Raw genomic sequence first — 14,637 nt, forward strand, 5'->3', positions numbered from 1 at the left:
GAACATGCTGGATAAAATTGTTATCGCCAACCGTGGCGAGATTGCACTGCGTATTCTTCGTGCCTGTAAAGAACTGGGCATCAAGACCGTGGCCGTGCACTCAAGCGCGGATCGCGATTTAAAACACGTATTGCTGGCGGATGAGACGGTCTGTATTGGCCCGGCTCCGTCCGTAAAAAGCTATCTGAACATCCCGGCTATCATCAGCGCCGCTGAAATCACCGGCGCGGTGGCAATTCATCCGGGTTATGGTTTCCTCTCTGAGAACGCCAACTTTGCTGAGCAGGTTGAACGCTCAGGCTTTATCTTCATCGGTCCGAAAGCTGACACCATCCGCCTGATGGGCGACAAAGTGTCTGCTATCACCGCGATGAAAAAAGCCGGTGTACCAACCGTACCAGGCTCTGACGGCCCTCTGACCGACGACATGGATGCTAACCGTGCTCATGCTAAACGCATTGGCTACCCGGTTATCATCAAGGCGTCCGGCGGCGGCGGCGGTCGCGGTATGCGCGTTGTGCGCAGCGATGCTGAACTGGCGCAGTCCATCTCCATGACCAAAGCAGAAGCGAAAGCCGCTTTCAGCAATGACATGGTGTACATGGAAAAATACCTGGAAAACCCACGTCACATCGAAATTCAGGTGCTGGCTGACGGTCAGGGTAATGCGATCTATCTGGCAGAACGTGACTGCTCCATGCAGCGTCGTCACCAGAAAGTGGTCGAAGAAGCGCCAGCGCCGGGCATTACCCCGGAACTGCGTCGCTACATCGGCGAGCGTTGCGCCAAAGCGTGCGTCGATATCGGCTATCGCGGGGCGGGTACCTTTGAGTTCCTGTTCGAAAACGGCGAGTTCTACTTCATTGAAATGAACACCCGTATTCAGGTTGAACACCCGGTGACCGAAATGATCACTGGCGTTGACCTGATCAAAGAGCAGCTGCGTATCGCAGCCGGTCAGCCTCTGTCCATCAAGCAGGAAGAAGTTGTGGTGAAAGGCCATGCGGTAGAGTGTCGTATCAACGCCGAAGACCCGAACACCTTCCTGCCAAGCCCGGGTAAAATCACGCGTTTCCACGCGCCGGGTGGCTTTGGTGTACGTTGGGAGTCTCATATCTACGCCGGATACACCGTACCGCCGTACTATGACTCAATGATCGGTAAGCTTATCTGCTACGGCGAAAACCGTGATGTGGCGATTGCCCGCATGAAGAACGCCCTGCAGGAGCTGATCATCGACGGTATCAAAACCAACGTTGATCTGCAGATGCGCATTATGAGCGACGAGCACTTCCAGAATGGTGGAACTAACATCCACTACCTGGAGAAAAAACTCGGTCTTAACGAGAAGTAAGACTGCTCTCACGCGAAAAGGCCGGATAATCCGGCCTTTTTTATTTCTGGGGATCGCCACGCCCCATCATGTACAATCCCCGCTTTCTGCATCCACAAGGGACAAAAAATGGACAAACGTTTTGTTCAGGCCCATAAAGAAGCGCGCTGGGCGCTGTGGCTGACCCTTCTCTATCTTGCCGCATGGTTAGTAACTGCTTACTTACCTGACTCCGCTATTGGCATCACCGGCCTGCCGCACTGGTTCGAAATGGCCTGCCTGCTGGTACCGCTGGTGTTTATTCTGCTGTGCTGGGCAATGGTGAAATTCATCTATCGCGATATTCCGCTGGAGGACGATGATGCAGCTTGAAGTCATTCTGCCGCTTGTCGCATACCTGCTGATCGTGTTTGGTTTGTCCATTTATGCCATGCGTAAAAGGGCGACCGGCGCTTTCCTGAATGAGTATTTCCTCGGCAGCCGGTCGATGGGCGGCGTTGTACTGGCGATGACGCTGACCGCCACCTATATCAGCGCCAGCTCGTTTATTGGCGGCCCAGGTGCGGCCTACAAGTACGGGTTAGGCTGGGTATTGCTGGCCATGATCCAGCTACCCGCCGTCTGGCTCTCGCTCGGTATTCTGGGTAAGAAATTTGCCATCCTGGCGCGCCGCTATAACGCCGTCACGCTCAACGATATGCTGTTTGCCCGCTACCGCAGTCGCTTGCTGGTGTGGCTGGCGAGCTTAAGCCTGCTGGTGGCCTTTATTGGCGCGATGACGGTACAGTTTATCGGTGGGGCTCGCCTGCTGGAAACGGCGGCCGGGATCCCCTACGAGACAGGCTTGCTCATCTTCGGGGTAAGCATTGCGCTATACACCGCGTTTGGCGGGTTCCGCGCCAGCGTACTGAACGATACGCTACAGGGAATGGTCATGCTCATTGGCACGATCGTTCTGCTGGTGGGGATTGTTCATGCGGCTGGCGGCCTCAGTCATGCCGTGGAAACTCTGGAAGCGATTGACCCGAAACTGGTTTCACCGCAGGGCGCGGATGACATCCTTTCTCCGACGTTTATGACGTCGTTCTGGGTGCTGGTCTGCTTCGGGGTGATTGGCCTGCCGCATACCGCCGTGCGCTGCATCTCCTATAAAGACAGCAAAGCCGTTCACAAAGGGATCATTATCGGGACGATAGTGGTCGCGGTTCTGATGTTTGGTATGCACCTGGCGGGTGCGCTGGGACGTGCGGTGATCCCTGACCTTACCGTACCGGATCTGGTGATCCCGACGCTGATGGTCAAAGTGCTGCCGCCCTTCGCCGCAGGGATTTTCCTCGCGGCGCCAATGGCGGCGATTATGTCGACCATTAACGCCCAGTTACTGCAAAGTTCCGCTACGATCATTAAAGATCTCTACCTGAATCTACGCCCTGAGCAGGTTGAAAATGAACGACGCCTGAAGCGGATGTCAGCCGTCATTACCCTGGTGTTAGGGGCACTGCTGCTGCTGGCCGCATGGCGTCCGCCGGAGATGATCATCTGGCTGAACCTTCTTGCGTTTGGCGGCCTTGAAGCCGTTTTCCTGTGGCCGCTGGTATTGGGTCTCTATTGGGAACGCGCCAATGCTGCTGGCGCGCTGAGCGCGATGATTGTTGGCGGCGTGCTTTACGCTGTGCTCGCAACGTTTAAAATCCAGTACCTGGGCTTCCATCCGATTGTGCCTTCGTTACTGCTAAGTTTACTGGCATTTGTGGTGGGGAACCGTTTCGGCCAGCCCGCCCCACAAACCGCTATGATTTCTACTGATAAATAAAGAGTTTTGCCATGCCGTGGATCCAACTAAAACTGAACACAACCGGCGCGAACGCCGAAGAGCTGAGCGATGCGCTGATGGAGGCCGGCTCTGTCTCCATTACCTTCCAGGACACGCATGACACGCCGGTGTTTGAGCCGCTGCCGGGCGAAACGCGCCTGTGGGGTGACACTGACGTTATCGGTCTGTTTGATGCCGAAACCGACATGAAAGAGGTCGTCGCTATTCTGGAAAACCATCCCCTGCTGGGCGCAGGTTTTGTGCACAAAATCGAGCAGCTGGAAGACAAGGACTGGGAACGCGAGTGGATGGATAATTTCCACCCGATGCAGTTCGGCAAACGTCTGTGGATTTGTCCTAGCTGGCGCGATGTACCGGATGAAAATGCCGTCAACGTAATGCTTGACCCAGGCCTGGCGTTTGGCACCGGCACCCACCCAACCACCTCTCTGTGCCTGCAGTGGCTGGACGGTCTGGATCTGGAAGGTAAAACGGTGATCGACTTCGGATGCGGCTCCGGGATCCTCGCAATTGCCGCCCTGAAACTGGGCGCGGCGAAAGCCATCGGGATCGATATCGATCCGCAGGCCATTCAGGCCAGCCGCGATAATGCCGAGCGAAACAGCGTTTCCGATCGTCTGGAGCTATATCTGCCGGATGCGCAGCCAGAAGCCATGAAAGCCGATGTGGTGGTCGCAAACATTCTCGCGGGCCCGCTGCGTGAACTTGCGCCATTAATCAGCGTGCTGCCCGTTGAGGGCGGTCTGCTGGGGCTTTCCGGCATCCTGGCAAGCCAGGCGGAGAGCGTTTGCGAAGCCTACGCCGACCTTTTCGCTCTCGACCCGGTTGTAGAGAAAGAAGAGTGGTGCCGTATTACCGGTCGTAAAAAATAAGTATTTGGCGTGGTCCTCTGACCACGCCTCCTCCCCTCTAATATTCCTCCCGCCCTTTGCCTGCCTCCGGTAAAATAACCACACAAATCATATTGATAAATTTTGGTTTGGATAATAAAAATTCACAGGAAGAATATTATGAAACACGTTTATAGCAAGGCAGCGCTGCTGGCGCTCGGCATCATCTCGGCATCAGCAAACGCATCACACTGGAGCTACAAAGGAGAAGGTTCACCGGAGCACTGGGGAGAACTGGATGAGACATACAAAACCTGTCAAAGCGGAATGTACCAGTCTCCGATTGATATTGATTCGACCGCTAACGCCCACCTTTCCCCGCTGCAAACGCACTACATTGATGGCCCTGTGACGCTGACAAACAATGGCCATACCATTCAGGCAAGCGAACAGACTGACACCCGCGACACCATCACGCTGGATAAGCAAACCTGGACGTTACAGCAGTTCCACTTCCACGCACCGAGCGAAAATACCGTGCATGGCAAGCATTACGCGATGGAAATGCACCTTGTGCATAAAAATACGAAGGGAGAGCTGGTTGTTGTTGCGGTCATGTTCGACAAAGGGGCAGAGAACCGTGAGCTTGATAAACTGTGGAGCGTTATGCCTCAGCAGGCTGATCTGAACGTCTCCATCAAACAGGATCTCAATCTGAACACGTTGCTGCCGAAAGATAAAACGTACTGGCGCTTTAGCGGCTCGCTGACCACGCCACCCTGTTCGGAAGGCGTGACCTGGATTGTGCTTAAGCATCCTCTGACAGTGTCTGCCGAGCAACTCGAGAAATTCACCCACACAATGCATCACGATAATAACCGTCCGGTACAGTCCCTTCATGGTCGTGTTGTCGTCGAATAACGACTATTTTTTGTCCTGACATCATGTTCTAAAATGCGACGCAGATCGCAAAGAAGTGGGGAAATCTGCTGCTAAAAACAGCAGATTATCCCGCTCATGTGTCGCATTTATTCAGAATTGATGAGAAGTTACGGGAAATTGTAAGCGCACATAAAATAACCATCACCGCATAACCCAATGATTTAAATAATGAATAATTTTAAACAGAAAGACTGTGCGGCGATTCCTTGATCTACAACAGTGGATTGTTCAAAGTTTGGCCTTTCATCTCGTGCAAAAAATGCGTAATATACGCCGCCTTGCAGTCACAGTATGGTCATTTCTTAACTCATGCGCATCGGACACCACCAGCTTAGAAATCGCCTGATCGCAGCCCCAATGGCAGGTATTACCGACCGGCCGTTCAGGACGCTGTGCTATGAGATGGGAGCCGGTTTAACCGTATCCGAGATGATGTCGTCTAACCCGCAGGTCTGGGAAAGCGACAAATCCCGCCTTCGGATGGTGCACATTGATGAACCAGGTATTCGCACCGTGCAAATTGCCGGAAGCGTCCCTGAAGAGATGGCAGATGCCGCGCGTATTAACGTGGAAAGTGGCGCCCAGATTATTGATATCAATATGGGTTGCCCGGCCAAAAAGGTGAATCGCAAGCTTGCAGGTTCAGCCCTTCTGCAATACCCCGACCAGGTGAAAGCTATCCTGACGGCGGTTGTCAGCGCAGTGGACGTTCCTGTTACGTTAAAGATTCGCACGGGTTGGTCGCCGGAACACCGTAACTGTGTAGAGATTGCCCAACTGGCCGAAGACTGTGGCATTCAGGCCCTGACCATCCATGGACGCACTCGCGCCTGTTTGTTCAATGGTGAAGCTGAATACGACAGCATTCGGGCAGTTAAGCAGAAGGTTTCCATTCCGATTATCGCGAATGGCGACATAACTGACCCGCTTAAAGCCAGGGCTGTACTCGACTATACGGGAGCTGATGCTCTGATGATAGGACGTGCAGCTCAGGGAAGACCCTGGATCTTCCGGGAAATCCAGCATTATCTGGACACTGGGGAGCTGCTTGCCCCGCTGCCACTGGCAGAGGTAAAGCGCTTGCTTTGTTCGCATGTTCGGGAACTGCATGACCATTACGGTCAGGCAAAAGGGTACCGAATTGCGCGTAAACACGTCTCCTGGTATCTCCAGGAGCACGCTCCAGATGACCAGTTTCGGCGCACATTCAACGCCATTGAGGATGCCAGCGAACAGCTGGAGGCGTTGGAGGCATACTTCGAAAATCTTGCGTAATGAAATAAAGAGCTGACAGAACTATGTTCGAACAACGCGTAAATTCTGACGTACTGACCGTTTCTACCGTTAACTCTCAGGATCAGGTAACTCAAAAGCCCCTGCGTGACTCGGTTAAACAGGCACTGAAGAACTATTTTGCTCAACTGAACGGTCAGGATGTTAATGACCTGTATGAGCTGGTACTGGCTGAAGTTGAACAGCCACTGTTGGACATGGTGATGCAATACACCCGCGGTAACCAGACCCGCGCTGCGCTGATGATGGGTATCAACCGTGGTACTCTGCGTAAGAAACTGAAAAAATACGGCATGAACTGATTTCGATTAGCGAAATGCTTGTTTAAAAAGGCGCTACCTGGCATGGGGATGCGCCTTTTTTATTATCCGCTCCCGTCACCGTCAACGCTTTGTAAACCTTCCCTTATCCCGCTTTTAAACCGCGGCTTTTCGTGTATATTTCCACCACTTCAGTGGCTCTCTTCTCGCGGAATGACACAATGATTCGTAAATACTGGTGGCTGGTTGTCTTTGCAATCTCCGTTTTCCTTTTCGATGCCCTCCTGATGCAGTGGATTGAACTGATGAGCACCGAAACCGACAAGTGCCGCAATATGAACTCCGTCAATCCGCTGAAATTAGTGAACTGTTCAGAACTCGATTGACTCCCCCACGTCGCTGCCACCCCGTTATTACCCACTAAAAACGGGGATTTAAATCCCTTTGAGCCGTTCCCTGACGGTGATAATGTCTCGCCCTTCTCAACCGCTCTTGCGTAACATCACACTCGAGTAGAACTGTCCATGCTGGTTAGCCAATACAACCCTGTCCTTGTCGTCCTCTCCTTTGTTGTTGCCATTCTTGCGGCTTATACCGCGCTGAATATGGCTGCACGCGTCGCCGGGAGTCAGGGTGCAGCAGCGCGCATCTGGCTGGCGGGTGGCGGTATTGCCATGGGTATTGGCGTGTGGGCCATGCACTTTATCGGCATGCTGGCGATGGACCTGTCCATGAGCATGAGCTACAACGCGACCCTGACGATTTTATCCATGGTCATCGCCGTCGGTTCGTCGCTGTTTGCGTTATGGCTCGTCAGCTGCGAGCAGTTGCGCTTGCGCCGCCTGCTGCCCGGCGCTCTGGTGATGGGAAGCGGCATTGTCGCGATGCATTACACGGGTATGGCCGCGCTGGAAGTGATGCCCGGGATTATCTGGGACAAGGGCTGGGTGGCCATGTCTGTCGTGATTGCGCTCGCTGCTTCGCTTGCTGCATTGTGGCTGACGTTTCGCCTGCGTCACGAAGCCGCGCAGGTGGTACTGATGCGCATGGGGGCCGCCATCACGATGGGGATTGCCATTGCCGGCATGCACTACGCCGGGATGAAAGCCGCACAGTTTCCGATGTCCACGATGGTTCATCATCAGGGCATCAACGGAAGCTGGCTGGCGGTGCTGGTCAGCGTCGTCGCGCTCTCTATCCTGGGGATCACCCTGCTGGTGTCGATGCTGGATGCCCGCCTGCAGGCACGTACCGCCCTTCTGGCCTCATCGCTTGCGGAAGCTAACCGGGAACTCGCTCAACTGGCATTGCAGGATACCCTGACGCGCTTGCCCAACCGTATCCTGCTGGAAGACAGACTCGATCAGGCCATCAGCAAAGCCGATCGTGAAGGCACCCATTTTGCCCTGATGTTCATGGATCTCGACGGTTTTAAAGCCATCAATGATGCCTACGGTCATGATGTCGGTGACAGGCTACTGGTCGCCGTTACGCAGCGTCTGCTGCATCTCCTGAAGGGCCAGTTCACCCTTGCACGCATTGGCGGCGATGAGTTTGTTCTGCTGGCAGAGGGAGAAGGACCGGACGATGCGGCCTCGCTGGCAAATTCACTGGTGCGGGCGATAGATAACCCGTTCACTCTCGACCCCTATGAACTGGTAGTGACCCTCAGCATTGGCATCGCGCTGTATCCTCACGACGGCAAAAGCGAACGTGAGCTGATGTTTAACGCCGATGCGGCGATGTACCACACCAAGCATATGGGTCGAAACGGCTATCACTTCTTCCAGCCCTCCATGAATACTCTGGCGCAGACCCATCTTCAGTTAATGAACGATCTGTGGATGGCCATCGATCGCAATGAACTGCGCCTGCTTTATCAGCCAAAGTTTCATGCGCCTGCGGGACCTCTGCTCGGCTTTGAGGCACTGCTGCGCTGGCAACACCCTAAACAGGGCTTACTGACGCCAGACCTTTTCCTGCCGCTGGCGGAAAAAACCGGGCTCATCATCCCCATTGGTAACTGGGTGATCAACGAAGCCTGTCGTCAGCTGAGGGAATGGCACCTTCAGGGACATCATAACTGGTCTATGGCAGTTAACCTGTCGACATTGCAGTTTGAACAACCCTCACTGGTGAAAACGGTTCTCGACTGCCTTGCCCTTCATCACGTCCCGCCGGAAATGCTCATTCTGGAAGTGACGGAAACCACGGCAATGAGCAACCCGGATGAAAGCGTGCGGGTGCTGACAGAGCTGACGGATGCAGGAGTGAAAGCCTCCATTGATGACTTTGGTACCGGCTATTCCAGCCTGCTCTATCTCAAGCGTTTACCGGCGTGTGAACTGAAGATCGACAGGGCATTTGTGAAAGAATTAAGCGGTGAAAGCGAGGATGCGACCATTGTCTCAGCGATTGTGGCCCTCGCAAAAACGCTGAACCTGAAAGTTGTGGCTGAAGGTGTGGAAACCGAAGCGCAGCAAACCTTTTTGACGGAGCTGGGCTGTAATACCCTTCAGGGCTATCTGTTAGGTAAGCCTGTCAGCGCGCAGACCATCGACACGCTTTGCGCCCGGGGCGAAATGTTGCCTGGCGCTGAGCTGTAATCATCATGTGGCGATACTCGCATGACCGGGAGTGTCGCCAGAATACTATCGACCAGGGCGGGAGCCTGCTGATAAAGATTAAAACTGTCGCTATTCATTAACCAGTTTTTAATGATTCCGCTAAAAAAACCGTGGAAAACAATCATCGTCAGCTCAACATTCACCTGCGGCGCAACGATTTTCCGGGAAATACATTTCTCCAGTGTGACGCGCAAAAAGTCATAATTGAATCCAATCCTTTTTCTGATTTCAGCCTCGGAAATCATATCGCTATTAAATTCACATTTATGATACAGGATTTGCAGAAGCGCACATTGACGGGGCTCGCGTGCAATATATTGCAATGCAGTAATAAATTGCTCACGAAGCATTAACAACGGGTCATCGTTTTCAGAAAGAGAAAGCCTGTCGCGAATAACATCCCGAAGCGGTAACTGCTGTTCCCAGATAGCGTTAAATATTTCGGCCTTACTGGCAAAGTGCCAGTAGATTGCGCCGCGCGTCACCTTCGCAGCATCCGCGATATCCGTCAGGGTCGTGTTGGCTACGCCTCGCGTCGCAAACTGCCCGATAGCCGCCTCAATCAACTGCTGTCGGGTTTGTTGAGCCTCTTCTTTCTTTTTACGTGCCATAGACAGCTACTCGTTACTCACAAGGTTGATACGGGACACCGGGTTAAGATGTGCGAAAGTATTCACTAAAACACGTTTTAATTTTGCACAAAAAAAGTCAATCTTCTTAATTTATAATCAAGGCAAATACATAGTGATATTTATATTCACAGAATGAATATGTAGACGCATTAAACCTTATTTACCTTATTAGTCTGACAGAAGTATACCCGCATTTTATCCGGGTCTGATTCTGATTTTCCCGTCAGGCCTCGTCATTCGCACTTATAAATTAAAAAACATTAAATACCCTCATTATTATACGCAGCTACATTTTATTTTTTTCCCTGCCCCAACTACCGATCTACGGCAAACATCGGTTAATGGGTATTTAAAGGAACAGTAATGACGAATCATTTCAGACGCTTGCCCTTATCCGTTTTCATTGTCTGCGCTGTACTGCTCACTGGATGCGATGGCCAGGAAAACCCACAACAACATGCGCAGGCACCTCAGGTCAGCGTTCATATTGTGAAAAGCGCGCCTCTGGCTGTCACAACTGAACTCCCGGGTAGAACAGATGCGTTCCGCGTTGCGGAGGTTCGTCCACAGGTTAGCGGTATCATCTTACGCCGCAACTTCACGGAAGGTAGCGATGTAAAAGCAGGAGATTCACTGTACCAGATCGATCCTGCGACCTATCAGGCGGCCTATGACAACGCGAAAGGCGAGCTGGCAAAGGCACAGGCGGCCGCCAATATTGCGCACCTGACGGTGAAACGCTACCTCCCGCTGATGGGAACGCAGTACGTCAGCAAACAAGAGTATGACCAGGCCGTGGCCACGGCCCAGCAGGCAGATGCCAGCGTCGTCGCCGCAAAAGCGGGCGTAGAAAGCGCACGTATCAACCTTGCGTATACCAAAGTAACGTCCCCTGTCGATGGCCGCATCGGCAAATCAAGCGTAACGGAAGGGGCGCTCGTGACGAACGGGCAGGCCGCAGCGCTGGCAACGGTCCAGCAGCTTGATCCGATTTATGTCGATGTCACCCAGTCGAGCAATGAATTTATGCGTCTGAAGCAGACGAGCCTGCAAAAAGGTGATAAGGCAAGCAGCGTTGAGCTGCTGATGGAGAATGGTCAGCCCTATCCGCTGAAAGGCACGTTGCAGTTCTCTGACGTTACGGTGGACGAAAGTACCGGATCAATTACCCTGCGTGCCATTTTCCCTAACCCTCAACATTTGCTGTTACCGGGGATGTTTGTTCGCGCCCGCATTGATGAAGGCACACAGCCAGATGCCATCCTGGTTCCGCAGCAGGGCGTTACCCGCACACCGCGCGGCGACGCAACCGTACTGGTGGTTAATGATAAAAATCAGGTTGAATCACGTACCGTTGTTGCGCCTCAGGCAATCGGCGATCGCTGGCTGGTGACGGAAGGGTTGAAAAACGGTGACAAAGTGATCGTCAGCGGCCTGCAAAAAGTCAGGCCTGGAGCTACCGTCGTTGCCGCGCCTGATACCACCACGACTCCCGCCAGTTAAGGAACGACGACATGGCTAATTTCTTCATTCAGCGGCCGGTTTTCGCCTGGGTACTTGCCATCATTTTGATGATTGCAGGCGGTCTGGCGATTCTCAAATTGCCCGTTGCCCAGTATCCGACAATTGCCCCTCCTGCCGTGGCGATTTCCGCAACCTACCCCGGCGCTGACGCCCAGACGGTGCAGGATACCGTGACCCAGGTTATCGAACAGAACATGAACGGTATCGATAACCTGATGTATATGTCTTCCACCAGCGATTCAGCAGGTAACGTCACTATCACCCTGACCTTCGAGTCAGGAACAGACCCCGATATCGCCCAGGTCCAGGTGCAGAACAAGCTGCAGCTTGCCATGCCGCTACTGCCGCAAGAGGTACAGCAGCAAGGGATTGGCGTTGAGAAATCCAGCAGCAGCTTCCTGCTGGTCGCCGGTTTTGTTTCGGACAACAAAAGCCTGACGCAGGATGATATCTCCGACTATGTCGCCTCGAACGTCAAAGATGCTATCAGCCGAACGACGGGTGTCGGCGACGTCCAGCTGTTTGGCGCCCAGTATGCGATGCGCATCTGGCTCGACAGCAACGCGATGAACAAATACCAGCTGACGCCGCTGGATATTATCAACCAGTTGAAAACGCAGAACGACCAGATAGCGGCAGGTCAACTGGGCGGTACGCCATCGGTTCCTGGACAACAATTGAATGCCTCCATCATCGCGCAAACTCGCCTGAAATCACCGGAAGAGTTTGGCCGCGTGACGCTCAAGGTGAACCAGGACGGCTCGATGGTTCACCTGAAGGATGTCGCTCGCATTGAGCTCGGCGGCGAAAACTACAATATGGTGACCAAAATCAACGGGCAGGCAGCAACCGGCTTGGGGATTAAGCTGGCAACCGGTGCAAACGCGCTGGACACCGCGGCAGCCATCAAGAGCAAGCTGGCGCAACTGCAGCAGTTCTTCCCGCAGGGGCTTAAGGTCGTCTACCCCTATGACACCACACCATTCGTGAAAATCTCCATTCACGAAGTGGTGAAAACCCTGTTTGAAGCGATCGTTCTGGTCTTCCTGGTCATGTACCTGTTCCTGCAAAACCTGCGGGCGACGCTCATCCCGACAATCGCAGTGCCGGTGGTTCTGCTGGGCACCTTCGCGGTTCTGGCGGCGTTCGGTTTCTCCATCAACACCCTGACGATGTTCGGGATGGTACTGGCGATAGGGCTACTGGTTGATGACGCCATCGTGGTGGTCGAAAACGTTGAGCGCGTGATGGTAGAGGACAAGCTGCCGCCGAAAGAGGCCACGCAGAAGTCGATGGAGCAGATCCAGGGTGCGCTTGTGGGGATCGCAATGGTGCTCTCGGCGGTATTTGTTCCCATGGCTTTCTTTGGTGGCTCGACAGGTGCCATCTATCGCCAGTTCTCGCTGACCATCGTTTCAGCCATGGCGCTCTCCGTCCTGGTTGCGCTGATCCTGACGCCAGCACTCTGCGCCACGTTGCTTAAGCCCGTCTCCGGCGATCATCACGAGAAGAAAGGTGGCTTCTTCGGCTGGTTTAACGCGCGCTTTGATAAGAGCGTGGAACACTACAGCAACAGCGTGAGCGGTATTTTGCGTAAGACAGGCCGTTACCTGGTGGTGTACGTCATTATTGTCGGTGGGATGGCGGTACTGTTCCTGCGCTTACCGACCTCCTTCCTGCCCGAAGAGGATCAGGGGGTGTTTATGACGATGGTTCAACTCCCGGCGGGTGCGACCCAGACGCGGACTCAGCAGGTTCTCGACCAGGTTCAGAACTACTATCTGACCAAAGAGAAGGCGAACGTTGAATCCGTCTTTACCGTTAACGGCTTTAGCTTTAGCGGTCAGGGCCAGAACTCAGGTATCGCCTTCATCAGCCTGAAGCCCTGGGAAGAGCGTTCGGGTGAAGAAAATAGCGTTGAGGCGATCGTAGGCCGTGCAACGAAAGCGTTCAGTCAGATTAAAGACGGCCTTGTGTTCCCGTTTAACCTGCCTGCCATTATCGAGCTGGGAACCGCAACGGGCTTCGACTTCGAGCTGATCGATCAGGCTAACCTGGGGCATACCCAGCTGACGCAGGCTCGCAACCAACTGCTTGGCATGGTGAAAGAGCACCCTGACCTGCTGGTTCGCGTACGTCCTAACGGTCTGGAGGATACACCGCAGTTCAAGCTGGATGTCGATCAGGAGAAAGCGCAGGCGCTGGGTATTAGCCTCTCTGACGTCAACCAGACGATCTCAACGGCATTGGGCGGCACGTATGTGAATGACTTTATCGATCATGGCCGCGTGAAAAAGGTCTATGTACAGGCCGACGCAAAATTCCGTATGTTGCCAGGGGACATCAACAACCTCTACGTGCGCAGCGCAAATGGGGAAATGGTGCCGTTCTCATCCTTTAGCAGCGCGCACTGGGTTTACGGTTCTCCTCGCCTGGAGCGCTACAACGGCATGCCATCCATGGAAATTCTCGGAGAGTCCGCGCCGGGCAAAAGTACCGGTGAAGCCATGGCCTTAATGGAAAGCCTCGCAGCAAAATTGCCTTCTGGTATCGGCCATGACTGGACGGGAATGTCTTATCAGGAACGGCTTTCAGGAAACCAGGCGCCTGCACTGTACGCCATTTCACTGATAGTGGTGTTCCTGTGTCTGGCTGCCCTGTACGAAAGCTGGTCCATTCCCTTCTCCGTTATGCTGGTTGTGCCGCTGGGTGTCATCGGGGCTCTTCTCGCAGCATCGCTGCGCGGGTTAAACAATGACGTCTATTTCCAGGTCGGCCTGCTGACGACGATTGGCTTATCGGCGAAAAACGCCATTCTGATCGTCGAATTTGCTAAAGACCTGATGGAAAAAGAAGGTAAAGGGATCATTGAGGCCACACTCGAAGCGTCAAGAATGCGACTTCGCCCGATCCTGATGACCTCCCTGGCCTTCATACTTGGCGTCATGCCGCTGGTGATCAGCACCGGGGCCGGGAGCGGCGCGCAAAACGCAGTCGGTACGGGCGTTATGGGAGGCATGCTTTCCGCAACGCTTCTGGCTATTTTCTTTGTGCCCGTTTTCTTTGTGGTTGTCCGGAGACGATTTACCAACCATAAGGATTAACGTATCCCTCAAGGCACCGTTTGGTGCCTTTTGTATTTTTAATATAAACAATGAATTAGACATTACCGAATTGCAGCGTTAAAAATGCAGCTGTTTGCATTAAGTAAACATTCCCTTTTACCGCTCCATAATTTCTCCATGAATTTATCCTGAAAACGATTTTTCTCCATGATTTTTACAAAGTACATAATTTGAGATTATTCCTCGTGTAACGGCAACTTACCCTGGTGGTAAAATAACCTCCAGTTCGTTAATAGC

At 53.4% G+C, this 14,637-nt stretch carries 12 protein-coding genes; 11 read left to right on the forward strand and 1 reads right to left on the reverse strand.

All coding sequences use genetic code 11. The annotated features are described in order from the left end of the window. Nucleotides 1-4: 4 nt before the first annotated feature. The 9 genes from accC to MX657_RS20105 all read left to right on the forward strand — a co-directional run bounded on the left by accC (nt 5) and on the right by MX657_RS20105 (nt 9,098). A complete protein-coding gene (accC, locus tag MX657_RS20065; RefSeq protein ID WP_003860388.1) occupies nt 5-1,354 on the forward strand; it encodes an acetyl-CoA carboxylase biotin carboxylase subunit in 1,350 nt (449 codons plus the stop codon). A 108-nt stretch (nt 1,355-1,462) separates the two neighbouring features. Then, complete coding sequence (locus tag MX657_RS20070) at nt 1,463-1,705, forward strand: YhdT family protein (RefSeq protein WP_006178860.1); 243 nt, start codon at nt 1,463-1,465, stop codon at nt 1,703-1,705. Then, nucleotides 1,695-3,146 carry a sodium/pantothenate symporter gene (panF, locus tag MX657_RS20075; protein ID WP_119916507.1) on the forward strand — a complete coding sequence of 484 codons (1,452 nt, stop codon included), beginning with the start codon at nt 1,695-1,697 and terminating at the stop codon, nt 3,144-3,146. Before MX657_RS20070 ends, panF begins: the two co-directional genes overlap by 11 nt. A gap of 11 nt (nt 3,147-3,157) precedes the next feature. Beyond that, nucleotides 3,158-4,039, forward strand: a complete 882-nt coding sequence (gene prmA / locus MX657_RS20080) for a 50S ribosomal protein L11 methyltransferase (protein ID WP_252002206.1) — start codon at nt 3,158-3,160, stop codon at nt 4,037-4,039. Nucleotides 4,040-4,177: 138 nt separating this feature from the next. Further along, nucleotides 4,178-4,918: a carbonic anhydrase gene (locus MX657_RS20085; protein WP_265194986.1), complete on the forward strand. Its 741-nt coding sequence runs from the start codon at nt 4,178-4,180 to the stop codon at nt 4,916-4,918. Nucleotides 4,919-5,248: 330 nt separating this feature from the next. Beyond that, nucleotides 5,249-6,214: a tRNA dihydrouridine synthase DusB gene (dusB, locus tag MX657_RS20090; RefSeq protein WP_008502861.1), complete on the forward strand. Its 966-nt coding sequence runs from the start codon at nt 5,249-5,251 to the stop codon at nt 6,212-6,214. Between the two features lie 23 nt (nt 6,215-6,237). Beyond that, entirely contained in the window at nt 6,238-6,534 is a 297-nt protein-coding gene (gene fis / locus MX657_RS20095; protein WP_000462905.1) for a DNA-binding transcriptional regulator Fis, read from the forward strand. A 179-nt stretch (nt 6,535-6,713) separates the two neighbouring features. Further along, complete coding sequence (locus MX657_RS20100) at nt 6,714-6,878, forward strand: DUF2556 family protein (RefSeq protein WP_014885446.1); 165 nt, start codon at nt 6,714-6,716, stop codon at nt 6,876-6,878. Between the two features lie 138 nt (nt 6,879-7,016). Continuing rightward, nucleotides 7,017-9,098 (forward strand): putative bifunctional diguanylate cyclase/phosphodiesterase, encoded by a 2,082-nt coding sequence (locus MX657_RS20105; RefSeq protein ID WP_346806562.1) that lies wholly within the window; start codon nt 7,017-7,019, stop codon nt 9,096-9,098. Here the strand turns inward: MX657_RS20105 and envR are convergent. Further along, nucleotides 9,014-9,730 carry an acrEF/envCD operon transcriptional regulator gene (gene envR, locus MX657_RS20110; protein WP_119916509.1) on the reverse strand — a complete coding sequence of 239 codons (717 nt, stop codon included), beginning with the start codon at nt 9,728-9,730 and terminating at the stop codon, nt 9,014-9,016. The two genes, MX657_RS20105 and envR, sit on opposite strands and share 85 nt — an antisense overlap. Nucleotides 9,731-10,114: 384 nt before the next feature. On the opposite strand from envR, the gene MX657_RS20115 reads away from it, so the two are divergent. After that, nucleotides 10,115-11,254 (forward strand): efflux RND transporter periplasmic adaptor subunit, encoded by a 1,140-nt coding sequence (locus tag MX657_RS20115; protein ID WP_346806563.1) that lies wholly within the window; start codon nt 10,115-10,117, stop codon nt 11,252-11,254. An 11-nt stretch (nt 11,255-11,265) separates the two neighbouring features. Further along, on the forward strand, nt 11,266-14,379 hold the full coding sequence (locus MX657_RS20120; RefSeq protein ID WP_333016878.1) for an efflux RND transporter permease subunit: 3,114 nt from the start codon (nt 11,266-11,268) through the stop codon (nt 14,377-14,379). Nucleotides 14,380-14,637: the final 258 nt, after the last annotated feature.

Source organism: Enterobacter chuandaensis (assembly GCF_039718975.1).
Taxonomy (GTDB): Bacteria; Pseudomonadota; Gammaproteobacteria; order Enterobacterales; family Enterobacteriaceae; genus Enterobacter; species Enterobacter chuandaensis.

Excerpts from the sequence above, each read along its gene's own strand:
- accC (WP_003860388.1), top strand. The coding sequence starts at position 5 with ATGCTGGATAAAATTGTTATCGCCAACCGTGGCGAGATTGCACTGCGT.
- MX657_RS20070 (WP_006178860.1), top strand. The coding sequence starts at position 1,463 with ATGGACAAACGTTTTGTTCAGGCCCATAAAGAAGCGCGCTGGGCGCTG.
- panF (WP_119916507.1), top strand. The coding sequence starts at position 1,695 with ATGCAGCTTGAAGTCATTCTGCCGCTTGTCGCATACCTGCTGATCGTG.
- prmA (WP_252002206.1), top strand. The coding sequence starts at position 3,158 with ATGCCGTGGATCCAACTAAAACTGAACACAACCGGCGCGAACGCCGAA.
- MX657_RS20085 (WP_265194986.1), top strand. The coding sequence starts at position 4,178 with ATGAAACACGTTTATAGCAAGGCAGCGCTGCTGGCGCTCGGCATCATC.
- dusB (WP_008502861.1), top strand. The coding sequence starts at position 5,249 with ATGCGCATCGGACACCACCAGCTTAGAAATCGCCTGATCGCAGCCCCA.
- fis (WP_000462905.1), top strand. The coding sequence starts at position 6,238 with ATGTTCGAACAACGCGTAAATTCTGACGTACTGACCGTTTCTACCGTT.
- MX657_RS20100 (WP_014885446.1), top strand. The coding sequence starts at position 6,714 with ATGATTCGTAAATACTGGTGGCTGGTTGTCTTTGCAATCTCCGTTTTC.
- MX657_RS20105 (WP_346806562.1), top strand. The coding sequence starts at position 7,017 with ATGCTGGTTAGCCAATACAACCCTGTCCTTGTCGTCCTCTCCTTTGTT.
- envR (WP_119916509.1), bottom strand. The coding sequence starts at position 9,730 with ATGGCACGTAAAAAGAAAGAAGAGGCTCAACAAACCCGACAGCAGTTG.
- MX657_RS20115 (WP_346806563.1), top strand. The coding sequence starts at position 10,115 with ATGACGAATCATTTCAGACGCTTGCCCTTATCCGTTTTCATTGTCTGC.
- MX657_RS20120 (WP_333016878.1), top strand. The coding sequence starts at position 11,266 with ATGGCTAATTTCTTCATTCAGCGGCCGGTTTTCGCCTGGGTACTTGCC.